Source organism: Marinobacter sp. B-12 (genome assembly GCF_056857915.1).
In genome coordinates this window covers 22,056-48,547 of the sequence record NZ_JBSXOB010000052.1, presented here as the reverse complement: position 1 = coordinate 48,547, position 26,492 = coordinate 22,056, and the positions used below count along the sequence as shown (strand labels likewise).

The 26,492-nt window shown below is 57.4% G+C and carries 23 protein-coding genes; 16 read left to right on the top strand and 7 right to left on the bottom strand.

The window, feature by feature from the left end:
- Positions 1–144 precede the first annotated feature (144 nt).
- The 8 genes from AC13D2_RS09620 to AC13D2_RS09585 all read left to right on the top strand — a co-directional run bounded on the left by AC13D2_RS09620 (position 145) and on the right by AC13D2_RS09585 (position 10,622).
- Positions 145–2,334: an FAD-dependent oxidoreductase gene (locus AC13D2_RS09620; RefSeq protein ID WP_420390083.1), complete on the top strand. Its 2,190-nt coding sequence runs from the start codon at positions 145–147 to the stop codon at positions 2,332–2,334.
- A 77-nt stretch (positions 2,335–2,411) separates the two neighbouring features.
- The gene (locus tag AC13D2_RS09615; protein ID WP_421911777.1) at positions 2,412–3,374 is read left to right on the top strand and encodes a radical SAM protein; all 963 of its coding nucleotides are present in this window, start codon (positions 2,412–2,414) and stop codon (positions 3,372–3,374) included.
- Between the two features lie 180 nt (positions 3,375–3,554).
- Positions 3,555–4,958, top strand: a complete 1,404-nt coding sequence (locus AC13D2_RS09610; protein WP_292047092.1) for a sodium:solute symporter family transporter — start codon at positions 3,555–3,557, stop codon at positions 4,956–4,958.
- An 11-nt stretch (positions 4,959–4,969) separates the two neighbouring features.
- Positions 4,970–5,944 carry a metallophosphoesterase family protein gene (locus AC13D2_RS09605; RefSeq protein ID WP_292047094.1) on the top strand — a complete coding sequence of 325 codons (975 nt, stop codon included), beginning with the start codon at positions 4,970–4,972 and terminating at the stop codon, positions 5,942–5,944.
- A 149-nt stretch (positions 5,945–6,093) separates the two neighbouring features.
- On the top strand, positions 6,094–6,609 hold the full coding sequence (ectA, locus tag AC13D2_RS09600) for a diaminobutyrate acetyltransferase (RefSeq protein WP_300498674.1): 516 nt from the start codon (positions 6,094–6,096) through the stop codon (positions 6,607–6,609).
- A gap of 131 nt (positions 6,610–6,740) precedes the next feature.
- Positions 6,741–8,009, top strand: a complete 1,269-nt coding sequence (ectB, locus tag AC13D2_RS09595; RefSeq protein WP_300498676.1) for a diaminobutyrate--2-oxoglutarate transaminase — start codon at positions 6,741–6,743, stop codon at positions 8,007–8,009.
- A 51-nt stretch (positions 8,010–8,060) separates the two neighbouring features.
- On the top strand, positions 8,061–9,503 hold the full coding sequence (locus AC13D2_RS09590) for an aspartate kinase (RefSeq protein ID WP_300498677.1): 1,443 nt from the start codon (positions 8,061–8,063) through the stop codon (positions 9,501–9,503).
- Positions 9,504–9,623: 120 nt separating this feature from the next.
- Positions 9,624–10,622: a sigma-70 family RNA polymerase sigma factor gene (locus tag AC13D2_RS09585; protein WP_300498678.1), complete on the top strand. Its 999-nt coding sequence runs from the start codon at positions 9,624–9,626 to the stop codon at positions 10,620–10,622.
- A gap of 24 nt (positions 10,623–10,646) precedes the next feature.
- Here the strand turns inward: AC13D2_RS09585 and AC13D2_RS09580 are convergent, their stop codons facing one another.
- The 3 genes from AC13D2_RS09580 to pdxH all read right to left on the bottom strand — a co-directional run bounded on the left by AC13D2_RS09580 (position 10,647) and on the right by pdxH (position 12,585).
- Entirely contained in the window at positions 10,647–11,099 is a 453-nt protein-coding gene (locus AC13D2_RS09580; RefSeq protein ID WP_292047102.1) for a DUF3429 domain-containing protein, read from the bottom strand.
- Positions 11,100–11,321: 222 nt separating this feature from the next.
- Positions 11,322–11,909 (bottom strand): DNA-3-methyladenine glycosylase I, encoded by a 588-nt coding sequence (locus tag AC13D2_RS09575; protein ID WP_292047105.1) that lies wholly within the window; start codon positions 11,907–11,909, stop codon positions 11,322–11,324.
- Between the two features lie 40 nt (positions 11,910–11,949).
- Positions 11,950–12,585: a pyridoxamine 5'-phosphate oxidase gene (pdxH, locus tag AC13D2_RS09570; protein ID WP_292047107.1), complete on the bottom strand. Its 636-nt coding sequence runs from the start codon at positions 12,583–12,585 to the stop codon at positions 11,950–11,952.
- Between the two features lie 159 nt (positions 12,586–12,744).
- Here pdxH and AC13D2_RS09565 point away from each other — a divergent pair, with 159 nt between their 5' ends.
- On the top strand, positions 12,745–15,678 hold the full coding sequence (locus AC13D2_RS09565) for a DUF748 domain-containing protein (RefSeq protein ID WP_482938545.1): 2,934 nt from the start codon (positions 12,745–12,747) through the stop codon (positions 15,676–15,678).
- Positions 15,679–15,690: 12 nt separating this feature from the next.
- On the opposite strand, the gene AC13D2_RS09560 is transcribed toward AC13D2_RS09565, so the two are convergent.
- The gene (locus AC13D2_RS09560; RefSeq protein WP_292047111.1) at positions 15,691–16,530 is read right to left on the bottom strand and encodes a type 2 periplasmic-binding domain-containing protein; all 840 of its coding nucleotides are present in this window, start codon (positions 16,528–16,530) and stop codon (positions 15,691–15,693) included.
- A 110-nt stretch (positions 16,531–16,640) separates the two neighbouring features.
- Between AC13D2_RS09560 and yfbR the strand changes: the two genes are divergently transcribed.
- A complete protein-coding gene (yfbR, locus tag AC13D2_RS09555; protein WP_292047112.1) occupies positions 16,641–17,234 on the top strand; it encodes a 5'-deoxynucleotidase in 594 nt (197 codons plus the stop codon).
- 30 nt (positions 17,235–17,264) lie between these two features.
- Here the strand turns inward: yfbR and AC13D2_RS09550 are convergent, their stop codons facing one another.
- Positions 17,265–18,299, bottom strand: a complete 1,035-nt coding sequence (locus AC13D2_RS09550; RefSeq protein ID WP_292047113.1) for an SPFH domain-containing protein — start codon at positions 18,297–18,299, stop codon at positions 17,265–17,267.
- 2 nt (positions 18,300–18,301) lie between these two features.
- A complete protein-coding gene (locus AC13D2_RS09545) occupies positions 18,302–18,760 on the bottom strand; it encodes an NfeD family protein (RefSeq protein ID WP_482938544.1) in 459 nt (152 codons plus the stop codon).
- 222 nt (positions 18,761–18,982) lie between these two features.
- On the opposite strand from AC13D2_RS09545, the gene AC13D2_RS09540 reads away from it, so the two are divergent.
- Together AC13D2_RS09540 and AC13D2_RS09535 are read left to right on the top strand one after the other, a co-directional pair.
- Complete coding sequence (locus AC13D2_RS09540; RefSeq protein WP_292047116.1) at positions 18,983–19,798, top strand: SDR family NAD(P)-dependent oxidoreductase; 816 nt, start codon at positions 18,983–18,985, stop codon at positions 19,796–19,798.
- Positions 19,799–19,933: 135 nt separating this feature from the next.
- Positions 19,934–21,031 carry a GGDEF domain-containing protein gene (locus AC13D2_RS09535; protein ID WP_300498681.1) on the top strand — a complete coding sequence of 366 codons (1,098 nt, stop codon included), beginning with the start codon at positions 19,934–19,936 and terminating at the stop codon, positions 21,029–21,031.
- A gap of 45 nt (positions 21,032–21,076) precedes the next feature.
- Here the strand turns inward: AC13D2_RS09535 and AC13D2_RS09530 are convergent, their stop codons facing one another.
- Positions 21,077–21,967, bottom strand: a complete 891-nt coding sequence (locus tag AC13D2_RS09530) for a metal-dependent hydrolase (protein ID WP_292047120.1) — start codon at positions 21,965–21,967, stop codon at positions 21,077–21,079.
- A 244-nt stretch (positions 21,968–22,211) separates the two neighbouring features.
- On the opposite strand from AC13D2_RS09530, the gene AC13D2_RS09525 reads away from it, so the two are divergent.
- The 4 genes from AC13D2_RS09525 to AC13D2_RS09510 all read left to right on the top strand — a co-directional run bounded on the left by AC13D2_RS09525 (position 22,212) and on the right by AC13D2_RS09510 (position 26,414).
- Complete coding sequence (locus AC13D2_RS09525; RefSeq protein WP_300498682.1) at positions 22,212–23,318, top strand: helix-turn-helix domain-containing protein; 1,107 nt, start codon at positions 22,212–22,214, stop codon at positions 23,316–23,318.
- 129 nt (positions 23,319–23,447) lie between these two features.
- Positions 23,448–23,954: a TRAP transporter small permease subunit gene (locus AC13D2_RS09520; protein WP_300498684.1), complete on the top strand. Its 507-nt coding sequence runs from the start codon at positions 23,448–23,450 to the stop codon at positions 23,952–23,954.
- Positions 23,954–25,276 (top strand): TRAP transporter large permease, encoded by a 1,323-nt coding sequence (locus tag AC13D2_RS09515; RefSeq protein ID WP_300498686.1) that lies wholly within the window; start codon positions 23,954–23,956, stop codon positions 25,274–25,276. Before AC13D2_RS09520 ends, AC13D2_RS09515 begins: the two co-directional genes overlap by 1 nt.
- Before the next feature lie 91 nt (positions 25,277–25,367).
- The gene (locus AC13D2_RS09510; RefSeq protein ID WP_007154840.1) at positions 25,368–26,414 is read left to right on the top strand and encodes a TRAP transporter substrate-binding protein; all 1,047 of its coding nucleotides are present in this window, start codon (positions 25,368–25,370) and stop codon (positions 26,412–26,414) included.
- Positions 26,415–26,492: the final 78 nt, after the last annotated feature.

Genomic DNA, 26,492 nt, shown 5'->3' with positions numbered 1-26,492 from the left:
AATCGTATGTCCATATGCGCGACTATTAGTTCCGGCACTAATGAGTAACCGCTCAAAAAAGTTTAGATTGAAGTCGCTGTAACATCCAGCGTCGTGTCGTGTCTTCAGAGCAACCGTTTTCATTCTTAACCTATGGATTAATCTATGAACACCAAAAAGCTCGTCCTGCTTCTGGTCATTGGTATCGTGGTTGCGCTGTTTGTCAGTTTTGGTGGCCACGATATACTGACTCTGGAAAACCTGCAGAAGCACCAGTCTGCCATTGAACAGTGGATCAGCCAGAATCTGTTGGTGGCGGTACTTGGTTTTGCGGCGGTTTATGTGGTGGTGACGGCCCTGTCGTTGCCCGGTGCGGCTATCATGACGCTGGCCGGCGGCGCCTTTTTCGGCAATGTCTATGGACTGGTTGCCGTGTCCATTGCGTCGACCATCGGCGCCTCTCTAGCGTTCCTGGTGGCCAGGTTCCTGATGCGGGATACCTTGCGGGAGAAGTACGCGGAAACCGTCGCAAAGATGGACCGTGGCATCAAAAAAGACGGTGCGTTCTATCTCGCCACCTTGCGCCTGGTTCCGGTATTCCCGTTTTTCCTGATCAACCTGGCCATGGGTCTGACGGCCATGAAGCTCAAAACCTATGCACTGGTCAGCTGGGCGGCGATGTTGCCCGGCACCTTTGTGTATGTGAACGCCGGCACCCAGTTATCCACCATCGAGTCCACCAGCGATATTGTGTCGGCGAACATTTTGCTCTCGTTCGCACTGCTGGGTGTATTTCCTCTGATTGCCAAATTCATTGTCGGTTTTATTCGCAAGCGCCGGGTGTATGCCGGCTGGCAGAAGCCCGAGTCATTTGACTACAACATGCTGGTGATCGGTGGCGGCTCCGCCGGCCTGGTATCGTCGTACATTGCAGCCGCGGTAAAAGCCAAGGTTGCACTGATCGAGAAAGACAAAATGGGTGGCGACTGCCTGAATACCGGTTGTGTGCCGTCCAAAGCGCTGATCCGTAGCGCCAAGGCCGCGGACACCATGCGCCACGCCAATCGTTATGGTCTGGAATCGGTACCGGTAAAAGGCTCGTTCGCCAACATCATGGCCCGCGTGAAAGACGTGATCGCAAAGGTGGAGCCCCACGACTCGCCTGAGCGTTATCGCAAACTGGGTGTTGAGTGCATCTCCGGTACCGCCAGCTTCGTATCTCCCTGGGAGTTGGAGGTGGCCCACAACGACGGCCGTACGGAGCGTTTGACCGCTCGCAGTATTGTGGTGGCTACAGGTGGGCGCCCGGCGGTGCCGCCTATTCCCGGGCTGGCCGACATGGAGCCGTTGACCTCCGACAACCTGTGGTCTCTGGATGCCCAGCCGGAGCGCTTACTGGTACTCGGTGGCGGGCCTATTGGTTCCGAATTGGCCCACGCTTTTGCGCGACTGGGCAGCAAGGTGATCCAGGTGGAAATGGCTGACCGACTGTTGATGAAGGAAGACAGCGATGTTTCGGAGGTAGTGAAGAAGCAGTTTGTGCAGGATGGTATTGACCTGAGACTGGGGCACGCCGCCAAAGAGTTTGCCGTCGAGGATGGAGAGAAGGTGGCTTACTGCGAATACAACGGTGAGCGTGTCAGGATTGCGTTTGATCAGGTTCTGGTTGCGGTTGGCCGCGCCGCGAATACCAAGGGGCTGGGACTGGAAAACATTGGCGTGGAAACGCTGCCCAATGGCACGGTTCCGGTGGAAGAAGACATGAGCATGCGCTTCCCCAACGTGTTTGCCTGTGGTGATGTGGCGGGCCCTTACCAGTTTACCCACGCGGCTGCCCACCAGGCCTGGTATGCGGCGGTGAATGGCCTGTTCGGTCAGTTCAAGCGTTTTCAGGTCGATTACCGGGTGATGCCGTGGGTGACCTTCACGTCGCCGGAAGTGGCCAGAGTTGGGCTCAGTGAGGCCGAAGCAAAGGAGAAAGGCGTGGCTTATGAGGTTACCCGCTATGGCCTGGACGACCTGGATCGTGCCATCGCTGAGAGCGAAGATTACGGCTTCATCAAAGTGCTCACCCAGCCGGGTAAGGACAAGATACTGGGGGCCGTGGTGGTAGGCATGCACGCTGGCGAGATACTGGCCGAGTTCACCCTGGCCATGAAGCACGGCCTGGGCCTGAACAAAATTCTGGGCACTATCCACCCCTACCCGACCTGGAACGAATCAGCAAAATATGCCGCTGGAGAGTGGAAGCGTGAACACGCACCCCAGGGCATTCTCAAACTGCTTGAGAAACTTCACGGCTGGCGCCGTGGCAAACAGACCGGCGACAAGGCCGGCCGGGAAGTCACAACGTAAAACAGAAAATGTGCAGGTGTTATAGGGCCTGCACCTTTTCTTGGCACCCATAGATTCATCGTCAACACGGAGCAGCTATGCCCCTGACCGAAACCGCCGAAAGACGTATTCCCGCCGTGGAAGTGCTGGAACCGAGGGCCCGCGACAGCTGGACCCACACCCGCAACGGCGACCCGCGCGGCTACATTGATTCCGACAAGCTCAAGGAACTGTGGATTCATACCGGCACCGCCTGCAACCTGGCCTGCCCGTTTTGCCTGGAAGGGTCACACCCCGGCGATGGCCGCATTCCGGGCATGAAGTTGAGTGACGTGAAACCCTTTATTCACGAAGCCTTGGGTATGGGTGTGGAGCAGTTCTCCTTCACCGGCGGTGAGCCTTTCGTGATCAAGGATTTCATCAATATCCTCGATTACGCCAGCCAGCACCGTCCCTGTTTCGTGCTAACCAATGCCACCGACCCGCTGCTCAAACGCCGCCATCAGGTGCTGCCTTTGCTGGACAACCCCTATCCGATCCATTTCCGCGTCAGTCTGGACTTTCCTGACCGGGCCCGCCATGACGTGGACCGGGGCGAGGGCAGCTTTGACAAGGCACTTGAAGGCATCCGCTGGCTGGTGGATCAGGGGTTTGAGGTGTCCATCGCTCGCCAGACAGACGCGGATGAGATTCCAGCGAATGTGGAAGCGGCTTTCCGCGAGATTCTGCGGGACTGGGGCATTCCTGAAACGCTGGCATTTACCGCCTTCCCTGACCTGGGAACGCCCGGCTCAGAGGACGGCAGTCCGGAGATTACCGAAACCTGCATGGAGAAGTATCCCACCAAAGAGGCGCGGTCGCACTTCATGTGCACTTATACGCGCATGCTGGTGAAGCGGGATGACCGGGTGCGGGTGTATGCCTGTACGTTGGTGGATGATGATCCGCAGTATGACCTTGGCGGGACGCTGGCGGAGAGCATGGATGAGCGGATTATGTTGCGGCATCACCGGTGTTTTGCCTGTTACCGGTTTGGGGCTAGTTGTTCGGCGCCTGGGTGACTTTTTTAAGACTGGTTGCTTGGAGTTGGCGGTCTGGGGGTGGTGTTTTATCTCCTTGGGAAAAAGAACTCGCTTTGCTCAGACACCTTTTTCCTGGCGGAGATAAAACACCACCCCCAGACCGCGGTTGAGTCACTGCAAGTCGTTGGATTAAAACAAATAACGAGGAAAAGACAGACAATGAACTTTACGGAAGCGACCCTGTTTTGGGGGTTTTTGGTGGTTTATGGCGTGGTGATGTATGTGCTGTCGCCGAAGAGCAAAAACCCCAACTCGTTCTATAAAGGGGCGGATGATCAGGGTAACCCGGTAAGTCAGTGGTCGCTGACGGCGAGTATTTTCATCAGTTGGATCTTTGCCAAGTCGGTGACCAACGCCGCCAATCTTGGTGCGGCTTACGGTGTTACCGGCGGCCTGGCTTACGCCAGTTACTGGCTGTCGATTCCCGTGGCCGGCTACATCATCTATTTGATTCGGACCCAGACCGGGGCCCGCAGCCTGCAGGACTTCCTTACGTCGCGCTTTGGTCGGCTGGCCAGTCTGGCGTTTGCGGCGGCGATCCTGATCCGTCTGTACAACGAAGTATGGAGTAACACCGCCGTGGTGGGCGGCTATTTCGGGCTGCCGGGTGAGTGGGAGTATTACTCTGCGGCGATGTTGTTTACTGTCTTTACCCTCGCCTACAGCCTGAAAGGCGGCCTGCGGTCGTCGATCTTCACGGATGTGATCCAGGCGTTCGTGTTTGTGTTCTTTGTCGGCGCGGTGCTGTTCCTGATTGTGCCGGCCAATGATACCAGTGCTCTGCTCACCGACGGTGAGTTCAAACTCAATGCCGGCTTTGACCTGTTGCTGGTCGCGCTGTTGCAGATGTTCAGCTACCCCTTCCACGACCCGGTGCTAACCGACCGCGGCTTTGTGAACAAGGAAAAAACCATGCTGAAGAGCTTCGTGGTGGCCGGACTGCTGGGCTTTGTGGCGGTGTTTATCTTCAGTCTTGTCGGTGTTCACGCACGGCTCAATGGTATTGAAGCCATGGGTAATGCACCCGCGGCTGTCGGGCAATCGCTTGGGTTGGCTGCGCTCTTCTTCATGAGTGTGGTGATGATGACCTCCGCCGGCTCCACGCTGGATTCCACGTTCAGTTCACTGGCCAAATCCCTGGCGGTGGATCTGCCACGGCTGGCGAAGCGGGCAAAAGACCGGTTGCCGAGTGTTCGCGTGGGCGCGGTGATCATGATTGTGTTCGCGCTGTTGGGCAACCTGCCGATGTTTGCCGGCACCGACATTCTTAAGGCCACCACCATTTCCGGCACCATGGTGATGGGGCTGGCACCGGTGTTCCTGTTTTACGGGTTTACCCGCTGGTCGCCCTGGAGCTTCCATCTCAGCTTCTGGACCGGCCTGGGCTTGGGCGTGTTGCTGGCAACGGGGCTGATTCCCGCCAGCTGGGCCATCGGTGACGGCAAGTATGCCATGCTGCTGGGTGTAAACGCCTATGGTTTCCTGATCTGTACCGCTGGCTTCTTTATGCCGCTGGTCGTCCGCCGGCTTGCCGGGCGCTCACTGGCGGCCGGTGAAGTTTAGGAGGTGGTGTCATGACCGAGGGCCGAAGTTGTCCGCTGGCGTACCGTTACGATCCTGCTTCCCTGTGCGCTGAACCGGAGTCGGTGTCAGGGGACGTGGTGTATATCGTCGGCGGCCTCTATGGCAACCCATACGCTCTGGACGAAATTGAGCGAATGGCACTGGCAGAGGAGCGCCAGGGCCGCCGGGTGACGCTGGTGTTCAACGGCGATTTTAACTGGTTTAACGCCACCGACGGGCTGTTCCGTGAGATCAACAATCGGGTGCTGGAGCACACTGTCAGCCTGGGTAACGTGGATTATGAGTTGGCCAACCCCAATGACGGCGCTGGCTGCGGCTGTGCCTATCCAGACTTCGTGGATGAGGGCGTCGTAGCACGTTCCAACGCCATCATGGAGCGGTTGCAAGGGGTGGCCGGAGGGCATTCCGATATTCAGGCGCGGTTATCCTTTTTGCCCCGTTATCGCTGCCTGTTATTTGGAGGCCTAAAGGTTTTGGTGATTCACGGAGATCCGGAATCCCTCGCCGGTTGGGGGTTGGCCCATGAATCCTTTGTGGCTGGTAACGAGGTGAAGCTGGCGGAGTGGTTCCGCGCCAGCGGCGCTGATGTGATTGTCTCCACCCACACCTGCCTGCCAGTGTTGTGGTCGGGCATGATGAGCGAGCGAAGTTGTGTGGTTGCCAACAACGGGTCGGCCGGAATGGGGAACCTGTTGCAGGACCCCCGTGGGCTGATTACCCGGATTGGTCTGGCGAGCCCCGTGGTTGAGCCGGTTGTCGGTCTTGAGCGCCAGAGCTTGAGTGTCTCACTGCTGCCCGTGGCCTATGATGTCGACAGCTGGTTGGCGCAGTTCGACCGGCTTTGGCCGGCTGGTTCGGCGGCCGCTGTGTCGTACCGGGACCGGATCGTTGGAGGGACTTCGATAACCGCAGACGACATTACGTTCCCCTCTATAGGGGCCTCTATGGGGTCCTCAATGGGGTAACGAATTTGTCACTGGCGGTTGATGTAATTATGTCTATTCTAAAGGTGAGAGGTAGTCATCGGGGCTGGCGGCTCCGGAGCGCCGACTTGAAATATATTTTGTGGTCTATATAATTTAACGCTAACTTTTTGAGGCGAATCGATCACGTTATGACATCAGAAGGCTCGAATACCACCGCCATCACCCTCCGCACGCCGGTCAAGGATGATGGCTACAGGCTTCACCAGTTGGTGGCACAGTGTCCCCCGCTGGACCCCAACTCAATTTACTGCAACCTCCTGCAGTGCAGCCACTTTGCCGAAACCGGCGTGGCCGCGGAGATAGACGGCGATCTGGTCGGCTTTATTTCCGGATATATTCCCCCCCAACAGCCCGAAACCGTTTTTGTCTGGCAGGTGGCCGTTCACGAGAAAGGTCGTGGGCAGGGCCTCGCCAAGCGGATGCTGAAGGCGATTGTGGCCAGGGACGCGTGCAAAGCCGTGACCCACATGGAAACCACCATCACCGAAGACAATGAGGCTTCCTGGGCGCTGTTCCGGTCCTTTGCCCGTGACATGGGTGCTGAACTGACCTACCACGAGCACTTTGAGAAAGACACCCACTTTGGCGGCAAGCACGACTCCGAGTTCCTGCTCCGCATCGGGCCTTTCACAAAGGCGGCGTAGCAGCCTTCCTGAACGACCGATACCCCTGTTTGGGCTAGCCGACAGATTGCTGAGGTGAATCTGTCACAACGGCTTCAACCAACGTGCTACCGCACAGTTACCTCGAACCTGACATGCTAAGAGGCAAGACAATGGAACTTTTCAAGTCGACCGAATCCGAAGTACGCGTTTATTCCCGTGCCTTTCCGGTGATTTTTAACCGTGCCAAGAACGCGCACCTGTTCACCGAAGATGGCAAGGAATACCTGGACTTCCTGGCCGGCGCCGGGTCACTGAACTATGGCCACAACAACGACATTCTCAAGAAAGCGCTGCTCGAGTACATTGAAAGCGATGGTGTCAGCCAGGGCCTGGATATGTTTACCACCGCCAAGCACGATTTCATCGAGTCGTACAAGAAGCACATTCTGGACCCCCGTGGCCTGGACTACAAAATGCAGTTTACCGGCCCTACCGGCACCAACTGTGTGGAAGCGGCCCTGAAACTGGCTCGCAAGGTGAAAGGCCGTAATGGCATCGTGTCCTTCACCAACGGCTTCCACGGCGTCACCATGGGCGCGGTCGCGGCCACAGGCAACAAGCACCATCGTGGTGGTGTTGGCACCCCGCTGGGCAATGTGGACTTCATGTTCTACGACGGCTACCTGGGTGAGAACGTAGATACCCTGGAAATCATGGACAAGGTGCTGTCCGACGGCTCCTCCGGTTTTGAGCTGCCGGCAGCGGTCATCGTTGAGGCGGTCCAGGGCGAAGGCGGATTGAACGCCGCCCGTGCCGAATGGCTGCAAGGCCTCGATAAGTTGTGCAAGAAGCACGACATTCTGCTGATTGTCGATGATATTCAGGCAGGCAACGGCCGTACCGGCGAGTTCTTCAGCTTCGAATTTGCGGGCATCAAGCCGGATATTGTGACGGTGTCCAAGTCGTTGAGTGGTTACGGTCTTCCGATGGCACTGGTGCTGTTCAAACCGGAGCTTGATGTCTGGGGGCCGGGTGAGCACAACGGCACCTTCCGGGGCAACAACATGGCCTTTGTAACCGCCCGCGCTGCGGTTGAGACCTACTGGAAAGACGATGCCTTTGCCAATGAAGTGAAAGCCAAGACCCAGGTACTGGCTGAAGGGCTGCAGGCAATCTGTGACAAGTACCCGGGCGAGTTCAAGATGAAAGGCCGGGGCATGATGCGTGGCATTGAAGCCACCCACGCCGAAGTGACGGACAAGATCACCGGTCGGGCTTTTGAGAAGGGCCTGATTATTGAAACCAGCGGCCCCAATGACGAAGTGATCAAATGCCTGATGCCGCTGACCACCAGCGAGGATGATCTGCGCAAAGGTGCTAAACTTCTTGGTCAAAGCGTGGACGAAATCATGCAGGAAGGAATGAGCAAGGCGTCCTGAGACGCTCGCCATTCCCCAAAACTCATTCTGCAGGATAACGACGGTAACACTATGACTAGCGAACAACACACCGTAGAGAAAATTGGCGGCACCTCCATGAGCAATTACGAGGCGGTGCGCGACAACATCATTCTCGGCGGGCGCGAACAGGACGATCTCTATCAGCGCATCTTCGTGGTTTCCGCTTATGGCGGTGTCACCGACGAACTGCTGGAGCACAAGAAAACCGGTGAGCCGGGCGTTTATGCCCTGTTTGCCGATGCCGAGTCCGACTGGGCCTGGGGCGATGACCTCACCAAACTGATCCAGTTCCTGACCGACATCAATGGCGAGCTGTTCCCGGACCCGATGCTCAAGCAGCAGGCGGACCAGTTCATCACCGACCGCATCGAAGGCGTTCGCGGCTGCCTGATTGATCTGCAGCGTCTGTGTTCCTACGGGCAGTTCCAGCTTGAGGAGCATCTGCTGACGGTCCGTGAAATGCTGGCCGGCATTGGTGAGGCCCACAGTGCTTTCAACACTGCCCTGAAGCTTCAGCAGGAAGGCATCAACGCACGGTTTGTGGACCTGACCGGGTGGCGCGACAATGAACTGTTGCCGCTGGATGAAAAGCTCAAGCAGGCGTTTGATGCCGTTGATCTGAGCCGTGAGCTACCGATCGTGACGGGGTACGCCCAGTGCAAGGAAGGCCTGATGCGCACCTTCGACCGGGGCTACAGCGAGATGACCTTCAGCCGGGTTGCGGTGATCACCAACGCCCGCGAAGCGATCATCCACAAGGAATACCACCTCAGCTCCGCGGACCCCAACATTGTCGGTGCGGACAAGGTCGTGCCCCTGGGGCGCACCAACTATGACGTTGCCGACCAGTTGGCGAACCTTGGTATGGAAGCCATCCACCCGCGCGCTGGCAAGGGCATGCGTCAGAACGAAATTCCGCTGCGGGTGATGAACACCTTCGAGCCGGAGCACACCGGTACGCTGATCACCGGCGACTACGTCAGTGAAAAGCCGCAGGTGGAAATTATCGCCGGTAACAAAGGCGTGTTTGCCATTGAGGTGTTCGACCAGGACATGCAGGGTGAGCCCGGTTCCGATCGTCGCATTCTGGAAGTGCTTGGTCGCTTCAAGGTGCGCTTCGTATCGAAGGACACCAACGCCAACACCATTACCCACTACGTGGACAGCACGCTCAAACACGTTAAACGGGTGGTCAGGGCATTGAAAGACGAGTTTCCCAACGCCGAAATCAGCACTCGCAAGGTGGCGATCGTGTCTGCCATTGGCAGTGATATCAAGGTATCGGGCATCCTGGCTCGGTCAGTCAAGGCCCTGGCGGACGAGGACATCAGCGTTCTGGCCCTGCACCAGTGTATGCGGCAGGTGGACATCCAGTTCGTGGTGGATGAGGATGCCTATGAGAAGACCATTGTGGCGCTCCACGGCATTCTGATCGAACCCCATAACCACGAGTACGCGATCGTCGCGGCCTGATCCGAACAGGTATAACTCTGTCCGTAATTGCCGTTATCGGCTTCGGGTTCCTCTGTGCAGGGGGATCCATGGCGTTTTTCCGCGCGTATCCTATGGAAATTCGCGATCGGAACCTGTGCCATGACTGATGTTCAGAGCCCGGGGCCGTCTCCGACCATAGCCCATTCCGGCGAAATGGAATCCCTGGTGGGGCTGTACTTCAGGGATGCGTCCCGTTACGAATTGCTCACCAATGAGGGCGAGCGCCGACTTTCACGGCGCCTGACCTTCTGCTATCGGATCATATCTGCCGAGCTGGCCTTGCCGGAAGATACCCCTCAGACATTCCGAAAAGTGGTTGGAAGCTTGGGCGACGCCTGTGCTTTTTCGACGCGGTGTCGTCGTGCCTACCATCTTGCCACCTCAAGTCGTCAGCGGCTGATTCGCAGTAACCTCCGGCTTGCGGTGCATATCGCAAGGCGCTACGCCAACCGCGGCATTCCCATGCCGGATGTCATTCAGGATGCCAATGTGGGGCTGATCAAGGCCGTGGAGCGGTTTGATCCTACCAAGGGTTTTCGTTTCTCGACCTATGCCTACTGGTGGATCAGCGAAGAGGTGAAGCGGTGCATGAAGCGCGGAACCCGGCTTGTGCATACCCCTGAAAACGTGGTCGATGAAATCCGCTTGTTGCAGAAAAAATCCCTGGTGCTGTACCAGACATTAGGCCGCACGCCGTCGCAGACTGAACTGGCGCGGGAGATTGAGGTGTCGCCGTCCCGCATTGGTGAACTGCGGGCGCTGGCTAGTATGGAAGTGTCGGTGGATCTGCCGGTGAGCACGGAGGGTAGCATTACGCTGGGTGACAGTCTCAGTGCAGACGATCAGTCCGCGCCGGACCACGACATGGCCCAGCGTGACCGCAAGCGGACACTGGCCACTCTCTTGGCGGAACTGAGTTCGCGGGAAAAGGATGTCCTGGCCAGGCGTTACGGCCTGGGGCTCCCAGAACCGGAAACTCTGCAGGTCATCTCCGATGATCTGGGAATAAGTCGGGAGCGAGTGCGACAGATAGAGAAAAGTGCCCTGAAAAAGTTGCAGGGCCGATTTGTCGACCCTAATGAGGAGGTTCGGGGTTAGTGTCCGGAGCGGGCTTCGGCCTGCTCAGCCCTGAGCCATCACGAACCAGACGCCTGCCGCGACCTGACATACCAGCACGACAGCCGTCAGTGCCAGCCGCAATTTCAGATACCAGTCCGGCCAATAGCCTCTCATCCAGCGGGCGTCGACGACGTAGAGCGCGACATAGGCCAGTGTGTAAACCACAATCTGAGCGGCAATAGGCAACAGCAGACCAATGCCGGCGGTGATGAAGAACACCTGGCTCAACAACATGGTTACCAGGGGAGAAATAGGGTAGCAGCGGTTCTCAAGCTGCATGGCCAGTGGCCAATAGATGCCCGCCATAAAGGCCAGAATGCCTGCGCTGTAGAGGTAGAAGTAGCTGGAGATGGCCACGCTGTGTTCAGGCAACGCAAAAAGCCCGAGAATGGCGGCAAGGAACGGCAGGAGGCCGCCAACGCCCACGACGATCGCCAGTCTGGCAACGGCAATCACGAGTGTTTCCCCTGAACCTGACTCTTTACTGGTTCAATAGCGTCAGGCTCCATAATACCCACCATTTGAATGGCCGGGTTGGTCGACTGCCTGAGTTCTTCCAGGGTTATTCTCACCGTATGACTCTCATCGTAAAACGCGGGGATGATGTGCTACCCACGGACTTACGAGCAACGGATCGTTTGAGATCAGTCCAACCGAGCAACGCCGCGGAACTAGTGGTCAGATATGATCGGCGAGCGCGCGGCAGGCGGCGTGTTGGGGGCACTGAACGAGGTGGTCATTGACCATGCCCGTGGCCTGCATAAAGGCATACACGATGGTGGGCCCCACAAAGTTGAAACCGCTCTTTTTCAAGGCTTTGGACATGGCTTCGGCCTCGGGCGTGTAAACCGGTACGTCGGCAAAGCGCTGCCAGTGATTCTGGATAGGCTCTCCACCGACAAACGACCACAGGAAGTCACTGAAAGAGTGGCCCTGATCCTGCAGCTCCAGATAGCCCCGCGCGTTGCGAATGATGGACTCGACTTTCAGGCGGTTACGGACGATGCCCGTGTCCTGCAACAAGGACTCGACTTTGGCCTCGTCATAATGGGCGATCCGTTCAGGGTCAAAATGATCGTAGGCGGCGCGGTAGTTGTCCTGTTTCTTGAGTATGGTTATCCAGCTCAGGCCCGCCTGCTGGCCGTCCAGACACAATTTTTCAAACAGCGCCAGGTCGTTGTATTCGGGCCGGCCCCATACGGTGTCATGGTAGTGAACGTAGAGCGGGTCATCGCCACACCAGGGGCAGCGTTGTTGATTGTCCATAGTCCTGCCTGTTCGCCTGAGGTTGGTGAAGCCGTGCGGATTACGGCTGTAGACGGTCGATGTGCCAGCCATCGTCTTGTCTGACGTATTCGAAGCGGTCGTGCAGGCGGCTTGGCCGTCCCTGCCAGAATTCGATCCGTTCCGGTACCACGCGGTAGCCGCCCCAGAAATCCGGTAGCGGGATCGCTCCGTCCTTGAACCGGCGCTTCATCTCCGCCACTTTCTGTTCCAGCAGACCGCGGGAGTTGATCGCCCTGCTCTGTTCCGACACCCAGGCGCCAATCTGGCTGCCCCGAGGGCGAGAGGTGAAGTACCTCAGGGATTCGGATTTGCTGACCTTTTCCACATGGCCCTGAATCCGCACCTGGCGGTTCAGCCCGATCCAGGGGAAAAGCAGGGCGGCTTTTGGGTTTTCTGCCAGCTCGTGGGCCTTGCGGCTGCCGTAGTTGGTATAGAACACGAAGCCGGCGTCGTCGAAGTATTTCAACAGTACGGTTCGTATGTCAGGCATACCATCTCCGCCTGAGGTGGCCAGTGACATGGCATTGGGCTCCAGAATGCCGGCCTCACGGGCATCCTCGAACCAGGCCTGGAATTGTCTGACGGGGTTGTCATCAAGGGCGTCGCGCTCAAGGCCTTCGCTTTCGAAGTCGCGGCGCATATCGCTAATATCCATCCGGGTTTCCTGAATGAGGGATTTCGTCGCCTGATACGGTGAAAACAGAATATCGGGTTCGTCGCTCCATGTCAGTCCATCGTCCTGTCCGGCTGACAAACCGGTGACTGGCGGGCTATCCTTGGTGGACAGATTGGCGACAGACTGCGCCTGTCAGCAATGAAAAACAAGGAGAGCCCGGTGGCTGCGAACCGCAAACGACGATTGTCTGCCAGAAACATCTCGATAGTGGTACTGGTTCTGGTAGTGATCTATGCCCTCGCCGGGTTTGCGATACTGCCATGGTGGCTGGAGCGAACGCTGCCGGAGCGGCTGGAACAACACATGGGATGGCAGGCCGAGATTGAAGAGATCCAGGTGAATCCCTTTGCCATGAGCGTCGAAGCCCTTGGGCTGGAGGCCAAGGACGCTGAAGGGGAACCGGTGGTTGCCTTTGACAGCTTTTATGCCAACCTCGGCGTCTGGCGATTGCTCACCGGAATCATCGGGCTGCAGGACATCGAACTGGAAGAACCCTATGTTCGCCTGGATTTGCTGGAGGACTACAGTGTTAACTTCGCCCGGGACTGGCAGGCCAACAACCCGGCTGGCGAAGAACCGGCGACCGACGACGCGGATCCCGGCGAGCCGCCCAAAGTCTATTTTGACCGGGTCAGGATCTCTGGCGGCGAACTGCTGTTTCGGGATTTCAGTCAGCAAGGTCAGGAGGAATTCCGGGTTACGCCCCTGGATCTGGCATTGAACGACCTGGCAACCTGGCCCCGTGACGACGGTGACAGCAGCTATTATCTGTTGGCGGCCGTCGGCAGCCAGACCATTGAGTGGGAAGGCAACCTGAGTATCGCCCCTCTTTATTCAAAAGGGTTCCTCAAACTGGGTAACGTGTCCCACGAAACCCTGCAGCATTTCCTCAAGCCCTATCTTCCCTACCAGCTTCGTAACGGCAGTGTGACTCTCAGCTCGCAGTACGAACTGCGTTCTTCCGGTGAGCTGTATCTAACCACCTCGGAGGGCCAGCTCACCATTAACGATGTCGATCTCGGCCTCGAGACTGGAAACGACGATGAGCTGCTGAGCGCGGACCGCCTGAGCGTGGGTGGTATCCGTTTCGGGCTTAACGAACGGGAACTGTCGACAGGTACCGTGAATATTGATGGTGTCAGCCTGTCCCTGCATCGCGACACGGATGGCCAGCTCAATCTGCTAGCACCGTTCCAGGATGGTACGGACGGAACAGGCAGTGACGATGGTGGAGCAGGTGCGCCATTTCGCTGGTCGGTGTCCGGCGTGGAGTTGGCCAACAGCAACGTGAATTGGCGGGACGAGCAGCCGCAAATTCCTGCTGAACTGGCCCTTGAAGACCTGTCGATCAGTATCGATAGGATGTCCAATCGCCTGGAGGAACCCGTCAACTACAGCGCCAATGCTGGACTGAACGGCGGTGGAAGACTTTCGATCAACGGTCAGGCCACATTGGCGCCTTTCACGCTGGAAGCCGGGCTATCTGGCAGTGGGATTGCTCTTGCGCAGTTTGGGGCCTATATCAATCAGGCGGCGAACCTGGAAGTCAGGAATGGCCTGTTGTCCGTCGATGGCAACCTGGATCTGGACCAACAACAAGACCCGATGACGGGTACGTTTAGTGGTACTGGCGGGGTGGAATCCCTGGATCTGCGCCTTGGCGACAGTGACCAGCCCCTGATCCGTTGGCAGAGCGTGCGCCTGGAGCCACTGGAATACAACGTCGCGCCTGCACGGCTGCAAATTGGCACCATTACCCTGGCGGGTCCCGCGGTGAACGTGGTTCGTGACAGCAATGGCGTTCACAATGTTGAGCGGATTGTCAGATCTTCGCCCTCGGATGAATCCTCGCCAGCCGAGGAAACAACCAGTAGCGACGGCGAACCCGACTTTATCTTCCGTATTGGCCAGCTGATGCTGGAAGAGGGTGACATCTCCTACACCGATCGGACCCTGGACCCGACGTTCGCAACCCGGTTCGATCAGTTGCGCGGCTCGGTGACCGGGCTTAGCAACGTGGCGCCGCAACAGGGCCAGGTCTCGATCCAGGGACGGGTTGGCGATGTGGCAACCATGGCATTGGATGGTTCTGTGGGCACACTGGGAACCGATGGTGCCAGCGATCTGAAGCTGACTATGGAGAACGTTTCATTGCCCATGCTGTCGCCGTATTTTGGCCGTTACCTGGGATACAGCGTGGACAGCGGCAAGCTCAAGCTTGATCTGGATTATAAGTTTTCCGGCAGCCGTCTGGATGCTGCAAACAGCGTCATCCTGGATCGGCTGGAGCTTGGCGGCCCCGTTCCGAGTGACGAGGCCGTCAGTGCACCGGTCAAGCTTGGCCTGGCGTTGCTGCGCGACCGGCAAGGTGTCATAGATATTGACCTGCCCATCAGCGGAGACCTGGAAAGTCCGGACTTCAATATTGGTCAGGTTGTGATGAGAACATTCGTAAACCTCGTCGCCAAAGCGGCCACTTCGCCATTCAGCATGCTGGGGTCGATTGCGGACTTTGCGGGCCTGTCGGGAGAAGAGCTGGGAAGTGTGCGTTTTGAAGCGGGGCGCACCGAGCTTGCCGATGGGGAAGACGTCAAACTGGAGGCACTGGGCAAGGCTTTGAATGAACGCCCTGATCTTGCACTCAAAGTTCGTGGAGCGGTCGCACCGGAGGCGGACGGAGATGCGTTGCGGCGGCAGAAACTGTTTGAGCAACTGGGCATCGCGAATGGAGCTGCCGCGTCGGCACGTATCGATCGGCTTGAGCAGGCGTACGCGGACTCTGATTATGTGGCGTCGGTGGAGGCTTTCCGAAACGACGTTGCCGGCGGGAACGCAGAACCCGGCGAACGGGAATGGGAGCAGGCGCTGGTGAAGCGATTGATAGCGAATGTAGAACTGCCGCCGGAGGCCTTGGGCAACCTGGCAACATCCCGGGGGGTATGGCTCCGGAAACAAATGTTGCAGGAGCATGGAGCGTCGGAAAACCAGGTATACCTGCTTGACCCCGTTCGCGATGCCACGGCCGATGAGGCCGCCACCGTAACCATCAGCTTTGAGCTGGATGTGCGGTGACAGCGGTCGGGATCAGGGCGCTGCCGGGTTGGGGATGCCCGGCGGTAACTGGAGGTTGCGTTGACCGACAAATTGCTGGTAACGCCCGTCTTTGAACAGCGGTGACAGCAGCTGTTCCAGGTTGTCCGTGTCGATGGGGCCATTTTTCCGTGCCATGATATGTAAGAGGTAGGTCTGATCGGGGGTATCGGACACCAGGAACCTGCCCCTGTCCTCGGGATGGTCGTTCAGGTGACTCTGAAGATAGGAGCGGCTGATTACGGCCACTTCGGCCAGTGACGGTCGGTCTGCCTTGATCAGTTCAAGATTGCGGCTGTGGCTGTGGGAAAACTCGATGCTGAACCGCTTCTCAAGCTCGGCGTTATCCGTGGACAGGCCGGCGAAGCCATAGTGATAGCCCGAGATGGCAACGATGTGTCGCTCGGTGATGTTGTCAAAGAAACTTTGGTCACGACCGGGTTTGCTGAGCGCGACATAGACATCGTCGTCCATCAGGATCGGTCGGGAGGTGCTAACGGGCAGGTTTTCCCAACCCCAGCTCGGGTTTTCAAAGAAAATAACGTCGTACAATCCCGCGTGGAAATCCATGTGCCGGCGCTTGGGGGAGGTGTAGACAACTCGGAATGTGACGTTGTTGTTTGTTGAATCCAGCTCCCTCAGCAGATCACCGAGTAGGCCCTCGGCCTGGTTTTTGCTGTTCACACTGGCAATAGGAGGGTAGTCATAGACGCCGACAGCAATTTCGGTCTGTGCGGAAACCGTGGTTTTAAAAACGATAGTCAGCGTAAGGCCCAGTATTAAAAGAGTGGCTTTCGGCATATGTCTGCGATTGAATCGGTGTCGGAGTTTCAAGGTGGAGTGCTTCCCGGCAGCAAGGTTTGAACGTCTGTTCACATTACCATTGTTTAATCTTAGTCAAAAGAGGCCAACCATAAACTCATGCAAAACGGGAAGCGTCCGATATGAAGCGCCCTCTCAGCCATTTCTTTGCCTATGTGTCTCGCCTGCGGTGGATCAAGCGATGGGGGCTGATGCGCAACGCGATCGAGGAGAATGTTGCCACTCATTCCTGGGAGGTGGCTACCCTGGCTCATGCGCTTGCGATTATCCGTAACCGCCATTTTGGCGGCCGGGTCAACGCTGACCGGATCGCTGCCGCAGCGCTTTACCACGATGCCACAGAGGTTATTACAGGTGATATGCCGACACCGGTCAAATACCATTCCCGGGTTATGCGGGAAGCGTTCGGAGACATCGAACACAAGGCTGAGGCCGAATTACTGGCGCTACTACCGGCGGATCTGCGGGAGGATTTTGCGCCCTATGTTCGCGAATCCGGATGGGGCCATGAGGAGAAAGAATTGATCAAAGCGGCCGACCGGCTCTCGGCATTGTTGAAATGCCAGGCTGAGATGCAGGCTGGCAACAAGGAGTTTGAGCCAGCGGCGGGTCACATCCTGAAAAAGCTGGAGGATGACGGACTGCCGGAAGTGATGTATTTCCTGGAAGTGTTTGCGCCGGGATACCAGCAGCCGCTCGACAACCTCCTGGAATAGGGGTTGCCGGAGCCGCTGAGGGTTCGGGGGCTAGCTGTTACCGGCTGACGCCACCATGCCACCGCGCAGGCCATCCTGTTTCACACTCTGGCGTACGATATCTTCGGGGCTGCCAGCCAGTTCCCGGAACATACCCATGGACCCCAGCAGTGCGGAAGACTCGTAGGGCACGAAGACCCGCTCACCGTCTTTGGCCATATTCGGTAGTACCTTGATGTAGCTTTGCCCCAGAAGATAGCCGATGACGGTTTGTTTGTTCTCTTCGGTCTCACCCATGGCGCTCAATACCAGGCGAATGGATTCCTGCTCGCCCTGGGCACGGAGGATAGCGGATTCCTTGTCACCCTGGGCATTGAGAATGGCCGACTCGCGCTGGCCCTGGGCCATGGCAATGGCCGCGGACTTTTCACCCTCTGCTTCGGTTACCGTGGCGCGACGTTTACGCTCGGCCGCCATCTGCAGGCGCATGGCTTCCTCGACTTCCTCCGGCATGCTGATGTCCTGAACTTCGACACGGGTGAGCTTTACTCCCCACTTTGATGCCGCTTCTTCCATTTCAGCCTGGATGGCGTTATTCACCTCACTGCGCGATTCGAACAGCTTGTCCAGTTCCATCTTACCCACCACTGAGCGCAGGGTGGTTTTTGCCAGCACCTCGACTGCCTGGCTCATGTTGGCCACTTCGTAGACTGCCCGACGTGGGTCGATGATCTGGTAATACAGAGCACCGTTGATGGTAACTGTCACGTTGTCGGTCGTGACCACCGGCTGGCCGGGAAAGTCCATCACCGTCTCGCGTCGATCAATGCGGGTTTCAAAGCTGCTGCTGGGATGGTACTCGTCGCCGATGCGCACATACCGGGTCATGGTGATGGCACGGGGACGTTCGATAAAGGGGATAATGATGTTCACACCGCTTTCCAGTACGCGGTGGAACGAACCCAGCCGCTCGATCACCATTACCTCTGACTGGCGCACAATTACCAGGCCCTTGGTGATGATGAAAATACCGATGACAACGAAAATAAGGCTGATAACCAGCCCCGGGGAAACAACGTTTTCCATGTTTACTGCTCCTTGTGAGTGATCGTGTGAACAACGGCCGTGCTGCCGTCAAACCGTTCGAAAATGACGTCGGTGGCTTCAGGCAGTTCGGTCATACCGGTATCGCTGGTGCGTATACGGTAGAAATCACCATTGACCTTGATGCCGCTGGCCCCGTCGAAATCCCGTTTCAGTGTTCTGAAAGCCTTGCCGTGCTCAACTCCGGTGCCCGTTGTTCCGTAAGCGACGCCTTTGGGCGAAAACCTTGGTCGGATCCAGCGAATGGCAATGGGAACCAGAACGCCGGAGAACCCCCCCATGCCTACCAACTGCCATTCAAAAGGGGCGCCCAACGCGGTCAAAACCGCAGTCAATGCTGCTGCTATGCCCAGTGCCAGTAGCACCAGCACACCGGAAGTCAGCTCGGTGAGACTCAGTACGAGCGCGAGTATCAGCCAGAAGTGCGTGAGACTCCATTCCATAAAATACATCCGTCGGTGACAGAAAAAGGGGTAGATCGGCGATTGTAACCAAATCGGACCGGATCGTGGTGAATTGTGCACGTTCATTGAGTGGGAGTCACGATTCCGACAGTGGCCGGAAGGTGGCCCGAATGCCCCGATGGGCAGTGCGCTTATGCCATATCCCGTAGCCCGACACCTGATAGAGTAAGCAACACATCGCACAACAAGAGATCGTGGACCATGAAAAATCTGAACAACAAAGTAGCGGTAGTCACCGGCGCAGGTTCCGGTATTGGCCGGGCGCTGGCCGTCGCGCTGGCGGAAAAGGGCTGTCGCCTTGCGCTGTCCGACGTCAATGAGGCAGGCCTTGCCGAAACGGCAGCCGGTTGCAGTAACGTTGAGGTTCGCACCTATACTCTGGACGTGTCAGGCCGGGATGCCATTTACGCCCATGCCGAACAGGTGATGAAGGATTTTGGCCAGGTAAACCTGGTGATCAACAACGCCGGTGTTGCTCTCTCGGCGTCAGTGCGTGAGATGACTGACGAAGACTTCAAATGGGTCATGGACATCGATTTCTGGGGCGTGGCCCATGGCACCCGGGCCTTCCTGCCACACCTGATTGCCTCAGGTGACGGGCACGTGGTGAACATTTCCAGTGTGTTCGGGCTGATCGGTGTGCCCAAACAGAGTGCCTACAATGCTGCCAAATTTGCGGTTCGGGGCTTTACCGAGTCTCTGCGCCAGGAAATGAAGCTTGAAAAACAGCCAGTTGCGGTGAGTTGCGTGCATCCTGGCGGCATCCGCACCAACATTGCCAACGCCGCACGTATGGGTAAATCGGAAAACGCCAATGCTCAACGCAAGGGGTTCGACAAGCTCGCCATGACCACCCCTGAAAAGGCGGCTGAAACCATCGTTAAAGGCATCCTGAAGAATGAATCCCGAATTCTCGTAGGGCCAGATGCCTGGGGAATAGATGCCCTGAACCGGGTGCTGGGATCCGCTTATCAGCCGCTGGTGGAGCGTTTTTCCCGCAAAAACCTGTACGTTTGAGGTTATTTAACCTGCCTTTACCGTGCCACCGGGCGATAGCATACGGATTTGATTGAAGCCCGGTGGCAGCCGCTGTATATTTTCCATACAGTCGTCGATACCCGAACCTCGCTGTATTTCAGGGAAAGAGGCAGCATGAATACACCCTTGCACCCGGATCTTGGCGCGTCGCTGGAACAAAGCCGCTCAGGACTCAGGGACACTCAACGTCGTTCGCTGATGCGATCGTTGTTTCTCGTGACCGGTTCTGCGCTGGTGATTTTTGGTTGCCTGCAGATTCTGAACGGCTATATCTGGCTCGCGACAGGGGAACTCATTGCAAGCTTGATCCTGTTCTTTGGGATCACCCGAATCAATCGCACGCCTCGCCTTCAGGTCTGGATCTACAGTTATCTGGTGACGGGATTTTCCTTCGCCTTGCTGATCATGCTGGTACCCGAAGCCTCGGTGTCTGCCTTCGTGTGGGTGCTGATGATACCGGTTCTGGCGTATTTGCTGTTGGGGAAGAGAGAAGGTTTCCTGCTCAGTGCGCCGTTCGTTGCAGCAGGCTGTGTCACCTACTACTTCCACCTGGAGTTCGTCGCTGATGCCGGCGGCGTGATTGACCTGCTAAACATGGTGCTCTGCGCCATCCTGATGCTGGGTTTTATCCATCTATACGAAACCCGTCGTGAGGAAGCCGAGCAGAAGTTGTTCACCCTTGCACAGACCGATGCGCTTACCGGACTGGCCAACCGTGCGAACTTCCAGAGCACGCTGGACCGCACCCTCGCGGAGTGCGCCCGCAGTGGCTCGGGATTTGCCCTGGTTATTATGGACATCGACCACTTCAAGGTCGTGAATGACACCATGGGCCATGACGCTGGAGACCATGTTCTGCAAAACATCGGCAAGCAGCTCACCGAACGTCTGCGCATCACCGACGCAGTGGGGCGATTGGGTGGAGAGGAATTCGGGTTGATTCTGCGGGATGTGAAACTCGAGGATTCTTTCCAGTTAATGGACGAGTTGCGTCAGCGTATTGCCGACAGCGAACTACCCTATGGTGATGCCCTGATCCGGGTGACCGCATCGTTCGGAATTGCACATTATCCCGATCACGCCATCGACGCCGAGACGTTGTTCCGGATTGCCGACCGCTGCCTGTTCAGCAGCAAACGGTCCGGGCGCAACAGGGTCGCCAGGGCGGGCCTTTCGCCGGTCAAAGGCCCGCGTGCGACAGCACGGACTTAGTGATCATCCAGGGTTACTGACATACAGGGTTACTGACATACAGGGTTACTGAATAGTCCGGCGATTTCCCTTCTGATACTGCGGGGCAATGTACTCGTTGATCTGCTCCTTGAAGCGAGCAATCAGTTCGCTGTTGTCGTGGTCCCATGGGTGGAAGCCCGGCTTGAAATACTCCAGCCAGGTGGGGACCAGGCTGGAGAAAGTGCCGTTCTTGCCCCACATGCGCCACAAGCCAAGGGCGGAATCCTTCAGTGAAAAATTCTTCCGGTCATTCAGCATCATCCGGGTGGTGAAGTAGCTGGCCACCACACCCAGTGCGGCAGTGCTGAACGCCAGATAGAACGTACGCTCGGCGTAAGTGCCGCCCACCTGTTTGAACACATCGTAAGTGACCGCCTTGTGCTCGGTTTCCTCAATGGCGTGCCACACCCATAGCGGGCGCATGGTTTCGTGCATGTCTTCGCGAACATCGCTGCGCTCCAGCAGCATGTCTGCCATCATCGCCGTTAGATGCTCCAAGGCGCAGGTGATGGCCAACTGGTGTCGCTTGGGCAGCTTCTTGGCAATGCCCAGCACCACTTCCAGGTGTTCTTCCAGTTCCTCCACCGGCATCCCCTGATCCCGCACATGCTGGTTCATGGACTTATGTTCCAGCGAGTGCATGGCTTCCTGGCCGATAAAGCCCCTGACTTCTTTTTTCAGCTTGGGATCGTTGATCTGGTCCTGGTAGTACCGCACCGCATCGACGAAAAACTGCTCGCCCTGCGGGAACAGCACAGACAGGGCATTCATCGTGTGGCTCAGGATGTAGCTGTTGTCCAGCCAGTAGTGGGGAACCTTCTCCCCGAATTCAAACCCCATACGCTGTGGCTTGATGGCAACGTTGTCCGGGGTGCGTGCAACCGGCTTTGACTCAGTGGTTTTCGTTCTCAGCATGTCATTACTCCTGCGCTTGGGCACTATGGCTGATGGGATGGGACCAGTGTGTGTGAGTCAACGCGGGCTTTGAATGCGAAAAGGGGACGGCCATCGTGGAGGAAGGGCCAGGGGCGGCCTCAATTGACTATGCTGACGTGGTTGCCGGTGACTCCAGTCACAGTGTGGCTGTGCCGGGCTTCTGATAGCATCGGTGGCAGTGAGTCTTCCCACAACAAATCTCACACAACGAGAAGGAACCTGCATGGCAAACCCGGGCCCGGAAAAAGAACGGCAGATGCTGGGACTGTTCCTGGTTCCCGGTGTGTACCTCCGGGTGCTGGCCGATGTGGTGCGGCAGTTGGGCTACAATGACCGTGTTCTGTACGAAGGCATGGCGTTCACGCCCCAGGATCTGAAATCCAATGACAGCCGGGTGTTTGTTACCGACGCCATCGTGATGGTGGAACGGGCGCTGACCCTGGCGGGAAAAGACGGCCTGAGCTTTACGTTGGCTCGCGAGCTGCGGGTTACCATCCACGGCACCCTCGGATTCGCGGCTCTGACCAGCCCCACCCTGGCCGGCGCCCTGGACTCGGTGCGGCGCTACCTGCAACTGCGGGTGCCCTTTCTCACCATGACCGTGACCGATGCCGGTGACCATGTATTGGTGCGGTTGCGCACGGAATTCGACGTGCCTACCCAGTACCGCTTCCTGGCAGAAACCGTCAGTGCCACCCTGATGATGCTGGCGGAACAGCTGATCGACCGTGACGACGCGGAGAAACGCGGATTCGCGCTGGAAAACGGCAAGCTCCCGGGTGTGAAGGTTCAACTGACATCCCCGGAACCCACCTACTACACCAGGTTCGCCCCTCAATTGCCGGTGCCCTTCGAATACGGCCAACCTGAGGAAACCATGGTGTTTCCCAAGGGACTGCTGGATACCCGAATGCGACTGGCGGATGCCGAGGCCTCGCGGATGGCACGGGACCAGTGTGAGTTCGAACTGCAGAAAGCCCTGAAAGACCAGGGCGACATTTCCTACGCCATCCGCAACATGCTCCACGTGATGCCCGGGCCATTGCCGTCCCTGGAGTCCATGGCCGAGCGTTTCTGCGTGTCGTCCCGCACGCTGAAACGGCGGCTGGCGGAAAAGGACACAACCTACCGCGAAATCGTGGAAGCGGTGCTGAAAGACCGTGCCATCCAACTCCTGCGGTACACCAACCAGTCCGTCAGCGAGATCGCCTATGAGCTTGGCTACGCGGACCTGTCCAACTTCAGCCGGGCCTTTCGCAAGTGGACTGGCAAGTCGGCCAGCGAATTCCGCGAAGGCGGCCCGGACCCGGCACCCGAGGTCGGTCCCTGACCACGCCTCCCTGCTAATGCGACAGATTAAAAATGCTGTGCTAGCTTAAAAGTTCGCTACAGAAAAACAGCAGTCCATAGCCGTGCGGCTGTCTGACTGGCTCGCTAATGCATTGAGTGGGGTCTGTAGATGCCACCTTTCGTCAACGGATACATCCGATTCGTGGATGCCGTAAATTACCGTGTTGGCAGGGCGGTGATGTACGGCATCTTTGTCATGGTCGCTATTCTGCTTTGGTCATCCATTTCCAAAGCCTTCTTCCTTCCCTCTTTATGGACACTCGAAGCCGCGCAGTTTGCCATGGTGGCGTACTACATCCTGGGCGGTCCCTATTCAATCCAGCTGGACGCCAATGTACGCATGGACCTGTTTTACGGTAACTGGTCGGTTCGTCAAAAAGCCTGGTTCGATGTCTTCACCATTTTTTTCCTGATTTTCTTTCTGGGCGTGCTCCTGTACGGCGCCTACGACAGCACGAGCTATGCGATTCAATATGGCGAACGCAGCCCATCGGCGTGGCGACCCTACATGTGGCCGATCAAGGTGGTGATGTGCATCGGCTTCTCACTCATGCTGTTGCAGGCGGTATCGGAGCTTTTCAAAGACATCGCCCGCATTCGGGGAGAAGACATCTGATGTCTTACGATCTCATCGCTTTTTTCATGTTCGCCTCAATGATGCTGATGCTGATGACCGGCCAGCGCGTGTTTGGTGCCATTGGTGCCGTCGCCGCGGTGTCAGCACTGGCGCTGTGGGGAACCGGTGGTTCCGATATCCCCTTCTCATCCGCCATGAAGCTGATGAACTGGTATCCGTTGCTGACGCTGCCGATGTTTATCTTCATGGGCTATGTGCTGTCGGAATCGAGAATCGCCGACGACCTCTACCGAATGTTCCATGTCTGGATGGGGCCCATTCATGGCGGGCTTGCCATTGGCACCATTGGCCTGATGGTGCTGGTATCGGCTATGAACGGACTATCGGTTGCCGGTATGGCCATTGGAGCCACCATCGCCCTGCCCGAGTTGCTCCGGCGGGGTTATGACAAGCGCATGGTGACTGGCGTGGTTCAGGCGGGTTCGTCGCTGGGCATTCTGGTGCCGCCCTCGGTGGTGCTGGTGCTGTACGCCATGATTGCCCGCCAGCCGGTGGGGCAACTCTGGCTTGCGGGCGTTGTGCCCGGGCTGATCATGGCCGTTATGTTTATCGTCTACATTGCCGTGCGGTGTCGCCTTCAGCCGGAACTCGGGCCTGTGCTGCCCAAAGAGGAGCGCCAGGTCAGCCTGGGCGAGAAGTTACGCCTGTTGCGTGCCGGCGTTCTCCCGGTGGTTATTTTTGCCACCATGATGGTGCCGTTCGTGAAAGGCTGGACCAGCCTGGTGGAAAGTTCGGCCATCGGCGCCATGGCGGCGTTCACCGCGGCGATCCTCAAGGGCCGGATGAACCGGACCGTGTTCGAAGCCTCCGTGCGCCAGACGCTGGCCATTTCCTGCATGTTCATGTGGATCATCCTCGCTGCCCTCGGTTTCGGTGCCGTGTTTGACGGGCTGGGTGCGGTAAAGGCCATCGACAATCTGTTTACCGAGCAACTGGGGCTCAACCCCTGGATGATCCTGATCATGATGCAGTTGTCGTTTTTGTTGATGGGTACCTTCCTGGACGATACCGCAATGCTGGTGATTGTGGCGCCCCTGTACGTGCCGTTGGTGGCAGCTCTTGGCTTTGATCTGATCTGGTATGGCGTGCTCTACACGATTACCACCCAGATTGCCTACATGACGCCCCCTTTCGGTTACAACCTGTTCCTGATGCGGGCCATGGCGCCGCCGGAAATTTCACTGCGCGATATCTACAGTTCAATTCTCCCGTTTGTCTGCGTGATGCTGGTGGCACTGTCGCTGATCATGGCCTTTCCACAGATTGCGCTCTGGCTGCCGGAGTACGTTTACAACCGATGAATCGTCAACGTTTTTGGATGAACACGAATGTCGAGTAACACCCCGGAAGCCGGGTTGGCTTCCATAACAAGCGTCAGTCAAGGAGGTCGCCATGACCACAAGACGTAACTTTCTCGCATCAGCATCCGTAGCAGCACTGGCGGGGGCCGCCGCCCTTACGCCGCCCAGACTTTACGCCCAGGAGCCGAAAATACGATGGCGACTGCAAACCTACGCCGGGCCGGCATTGGCAGAGCATGTGGTCAAGCCAGCGATCGACAGTTTCAACCGTATTGCCGGCAAAGAGATGCAGATCGAACTCTATTTTGCCGATCAGCTTGTTCCCACCGGGGAACTGTTCCGCGCCATGCAAAAAGGCACTATTGACGCGGTTCAGTCCGATGACGATTCCATGGCATCGCCCACCGAGGTCACTGTTTTCGGCGGCTACTTCCCGTTCGCCAGCCGCTATTCGCTGGACGTGCCCGTGCTGTTCAATCAGTACGGACTGAATGAAATCTGGGACGAAGAGTATTCCAAGGTGGGCGTGAAACACCTGTCCGCCGGTGCCTGGGATCCTTGCCATTTTGCCACCAAAGAGCCGATTCACAGTCTCGAGGACCTCAAAGGCAAGCGCGTCTTCACCTTCCCCACTGCCGGCCGTTTCATGAGCCAGTTCGGGGTGGTACCGGTTCAACTGCCCTGGGAAGACATCGAAGTCGCGGTGCAGACAGGTGAGCTGGACGGTATCGCCTGGTCCGGCATTACCGAGGACTACACGGTGGGCTGGGCGGACGTAACCAATTACTTCCTGACCAACAACATCTCTGGTGCCTGGGCGGGATCCTTCTTCGCCAATATGGATCGCTATAACGAGCTTCCGGATCATCTCAAGGAACTGCTCAAGCTGACCATGGACAGCTCGCACTATTACCGCCAGTGGTGGTATTGGGGAGGCGAGGCCAAACTGCGTACAGACGGCACGAAGATGAAACTGACCACCATTCCGGACAAGGAGTGGGCAGAAGTGGAAAAGGCGGCGCGTGTTTTCTGGGATGAGGTCGCCCAGGAATCCGAAACCAAGGCCCGGGTCGTCAAGATACTCAAGGAATACAACGAAAAAATGGAGAAGGCGGGGCGGCCCTATCGTTATACCTGAGCGGGTCACGGAGCAACCCTGCGTTCAGTGGCGATCACTCCCGGATCAACCCATCACTGAGCGCGGCGCCTTTTAGCC

What these genes read in the sequence shown, in the direction of transcription:
- AC13D2_RS09605 (WP_292047094.1), top strand. Translation starts at nt 4,970, where the DNA reads ATGACCGAGGGCCGAAGTTGTCCGCTGGCGTACCGTTACGATCCTGCT.
- AC13D2_RS09610 (WP_292047092.1), top strand. Translation starts at nt 3,555, where the DNA reads ATGAACTTTACGGAAGCGACCCTGTTTTGGGGGTTTTTGGTGGTTTAT.
- ectA (WP_300498674.1), top strand. Translation starts at nt 6,094, where the DNA reads ATGACATCAGAAGGCTCGAATACCACCGCCATCACCCTCCGCACGCCG.
- AC13D2_RS09545 (WP_482938544.1), bottom strand. Translation starts at nt 18,760, where the DNA reads ATGGAATGGAGTCTCACGCACTTCTGGCTGATACTCGCGCTCGTACTG.
- AC13D2_RS09620 (WP_420390083.1), top strand. Translation starts at nt 145, where the DNA reads ATGAACACCAAAAAGCTCGTCCTGCTTCTGGTCATTGGTATCGTGGTT.
- AC13D2_RS09530 (WP_292047120.1), bottom strand. Translation starts at nt 21,967, where the DNA reads ATGCTGAGAACGAAAACCACTGAGTCAAAGCCGGTTGCACGCACCCCG.
- AC13D2_RS09525 (WP_300498682.1), top strand. Translation starts at nt 22,212, where the DNA reads ATGGCAAACCCGGGCCCGGAAAAAGAACGGCAGATGCTGGGACTGTTC.
- AC13D2_RS09575 (WP_292047105.1), bottom strand. Translation starts at nt 11,909, where the DNA reads ATGGACAATCAACAACGCTGCCCCTGGTGTGGCGATGACCCGCTCTAC.
- AC13D2_RS09510 (WP_007154840.1), top strand. Translation starts at nt 25,368, where the DNA reads ATGACCACAAGACGTAACTTTCTCGCATCAGCATCCGTAGCAGCACTG.
- pdxH (WP_292047107.1), bottom strand. Translation starts at nt 12,585, where the DNA reads ATGGATATTAGCGATATGCGCCGCGACTTCGAAAGCGAAGGCCTTGAG.
- AC13D2_RS09550 (WP_292047113.1), bottom strand. Translation starts at nt 18,299, where the DNA reads ATGGAAAACGTTGTTTCCCCGGGGCTGGTTATCAGCCTTATTTTCGTT.
- AC13D2_RS09565 (WP_482938545.1), top strand. Translation starts at nt 12,745, where the DNA reads ATGAAAAACAAGGAGAGCCCGGTGGCTGCGAACCGCAAACGACGATTG.
- AC13D2_RS09585 (WP_300498678.1), top strand. Translation starts at nt 9,624, where the DNA reads ATGACTGATGTTCAGAGCCCGGGGCCGTCTCCGACCATAGCCCATTCC.
- AC13D2_RS09535 (WP_300498681.1), top strand. Translation starts at nt 19,934, where the DNA reads ATGAATACACCCTTGCACCCGGATCTTGGCGCGTCGCTGGAACAAAGC.
- AC13D2_RS09615 (WP_421911777.1), top strand. Translation starts at nt 2,412, where the DNA reads ATGCCCCTGACCGAAACCGCCGAAAGACGTATTCCCGCCGTGGAAGTG.
- AC13D2_RS09520 (WP_300498684.1), top strand. Translation starts at nt 23,448, where the DNA reads ATGCCACCTTTCGTCAACGGATACATCCGATTCGTGGATGCCGTAAAT.
- AC13D2_RS09515 (WP_300498686.1), top strand. Translation starts at nt 23,954, where the DNA reads ATGTCTTACGATCTCATCGCTTTTTTCATGTTCGCCTCAATGATGCTG.
- AC13D2_RS09590 (WP_300498677.1), top strand. Translation starts at nt 8,061, where the DNA reads ATGACTAGCGAACAACACACCGTAGAGAAAATTGGCGGCACCTCCATG.
- AC13D2_RS09540 (WP_292047116.1), top strand. Translation starts at nt 18,983, where the DNA reads ATGAAAAATCTGAACAACAAAGTAGCGGTAGTCACCGGCGCAGGTTCC.
- ectB (WP_300498676.1), top strand. Translation starts at nt 6,741, where the DNA reads ATGGAACTTTTCAAGTCGACCGAATCCGAAGTACGCGTTTATTCCCGT.
- yfbR (WP_292047112.1), top strand. Translation starts at nt 16,641, where the DNA reads ATGAAGCGCCCTCTCAGCCATTTCTTTGCCTATGTGTCTCGCCTGCGG.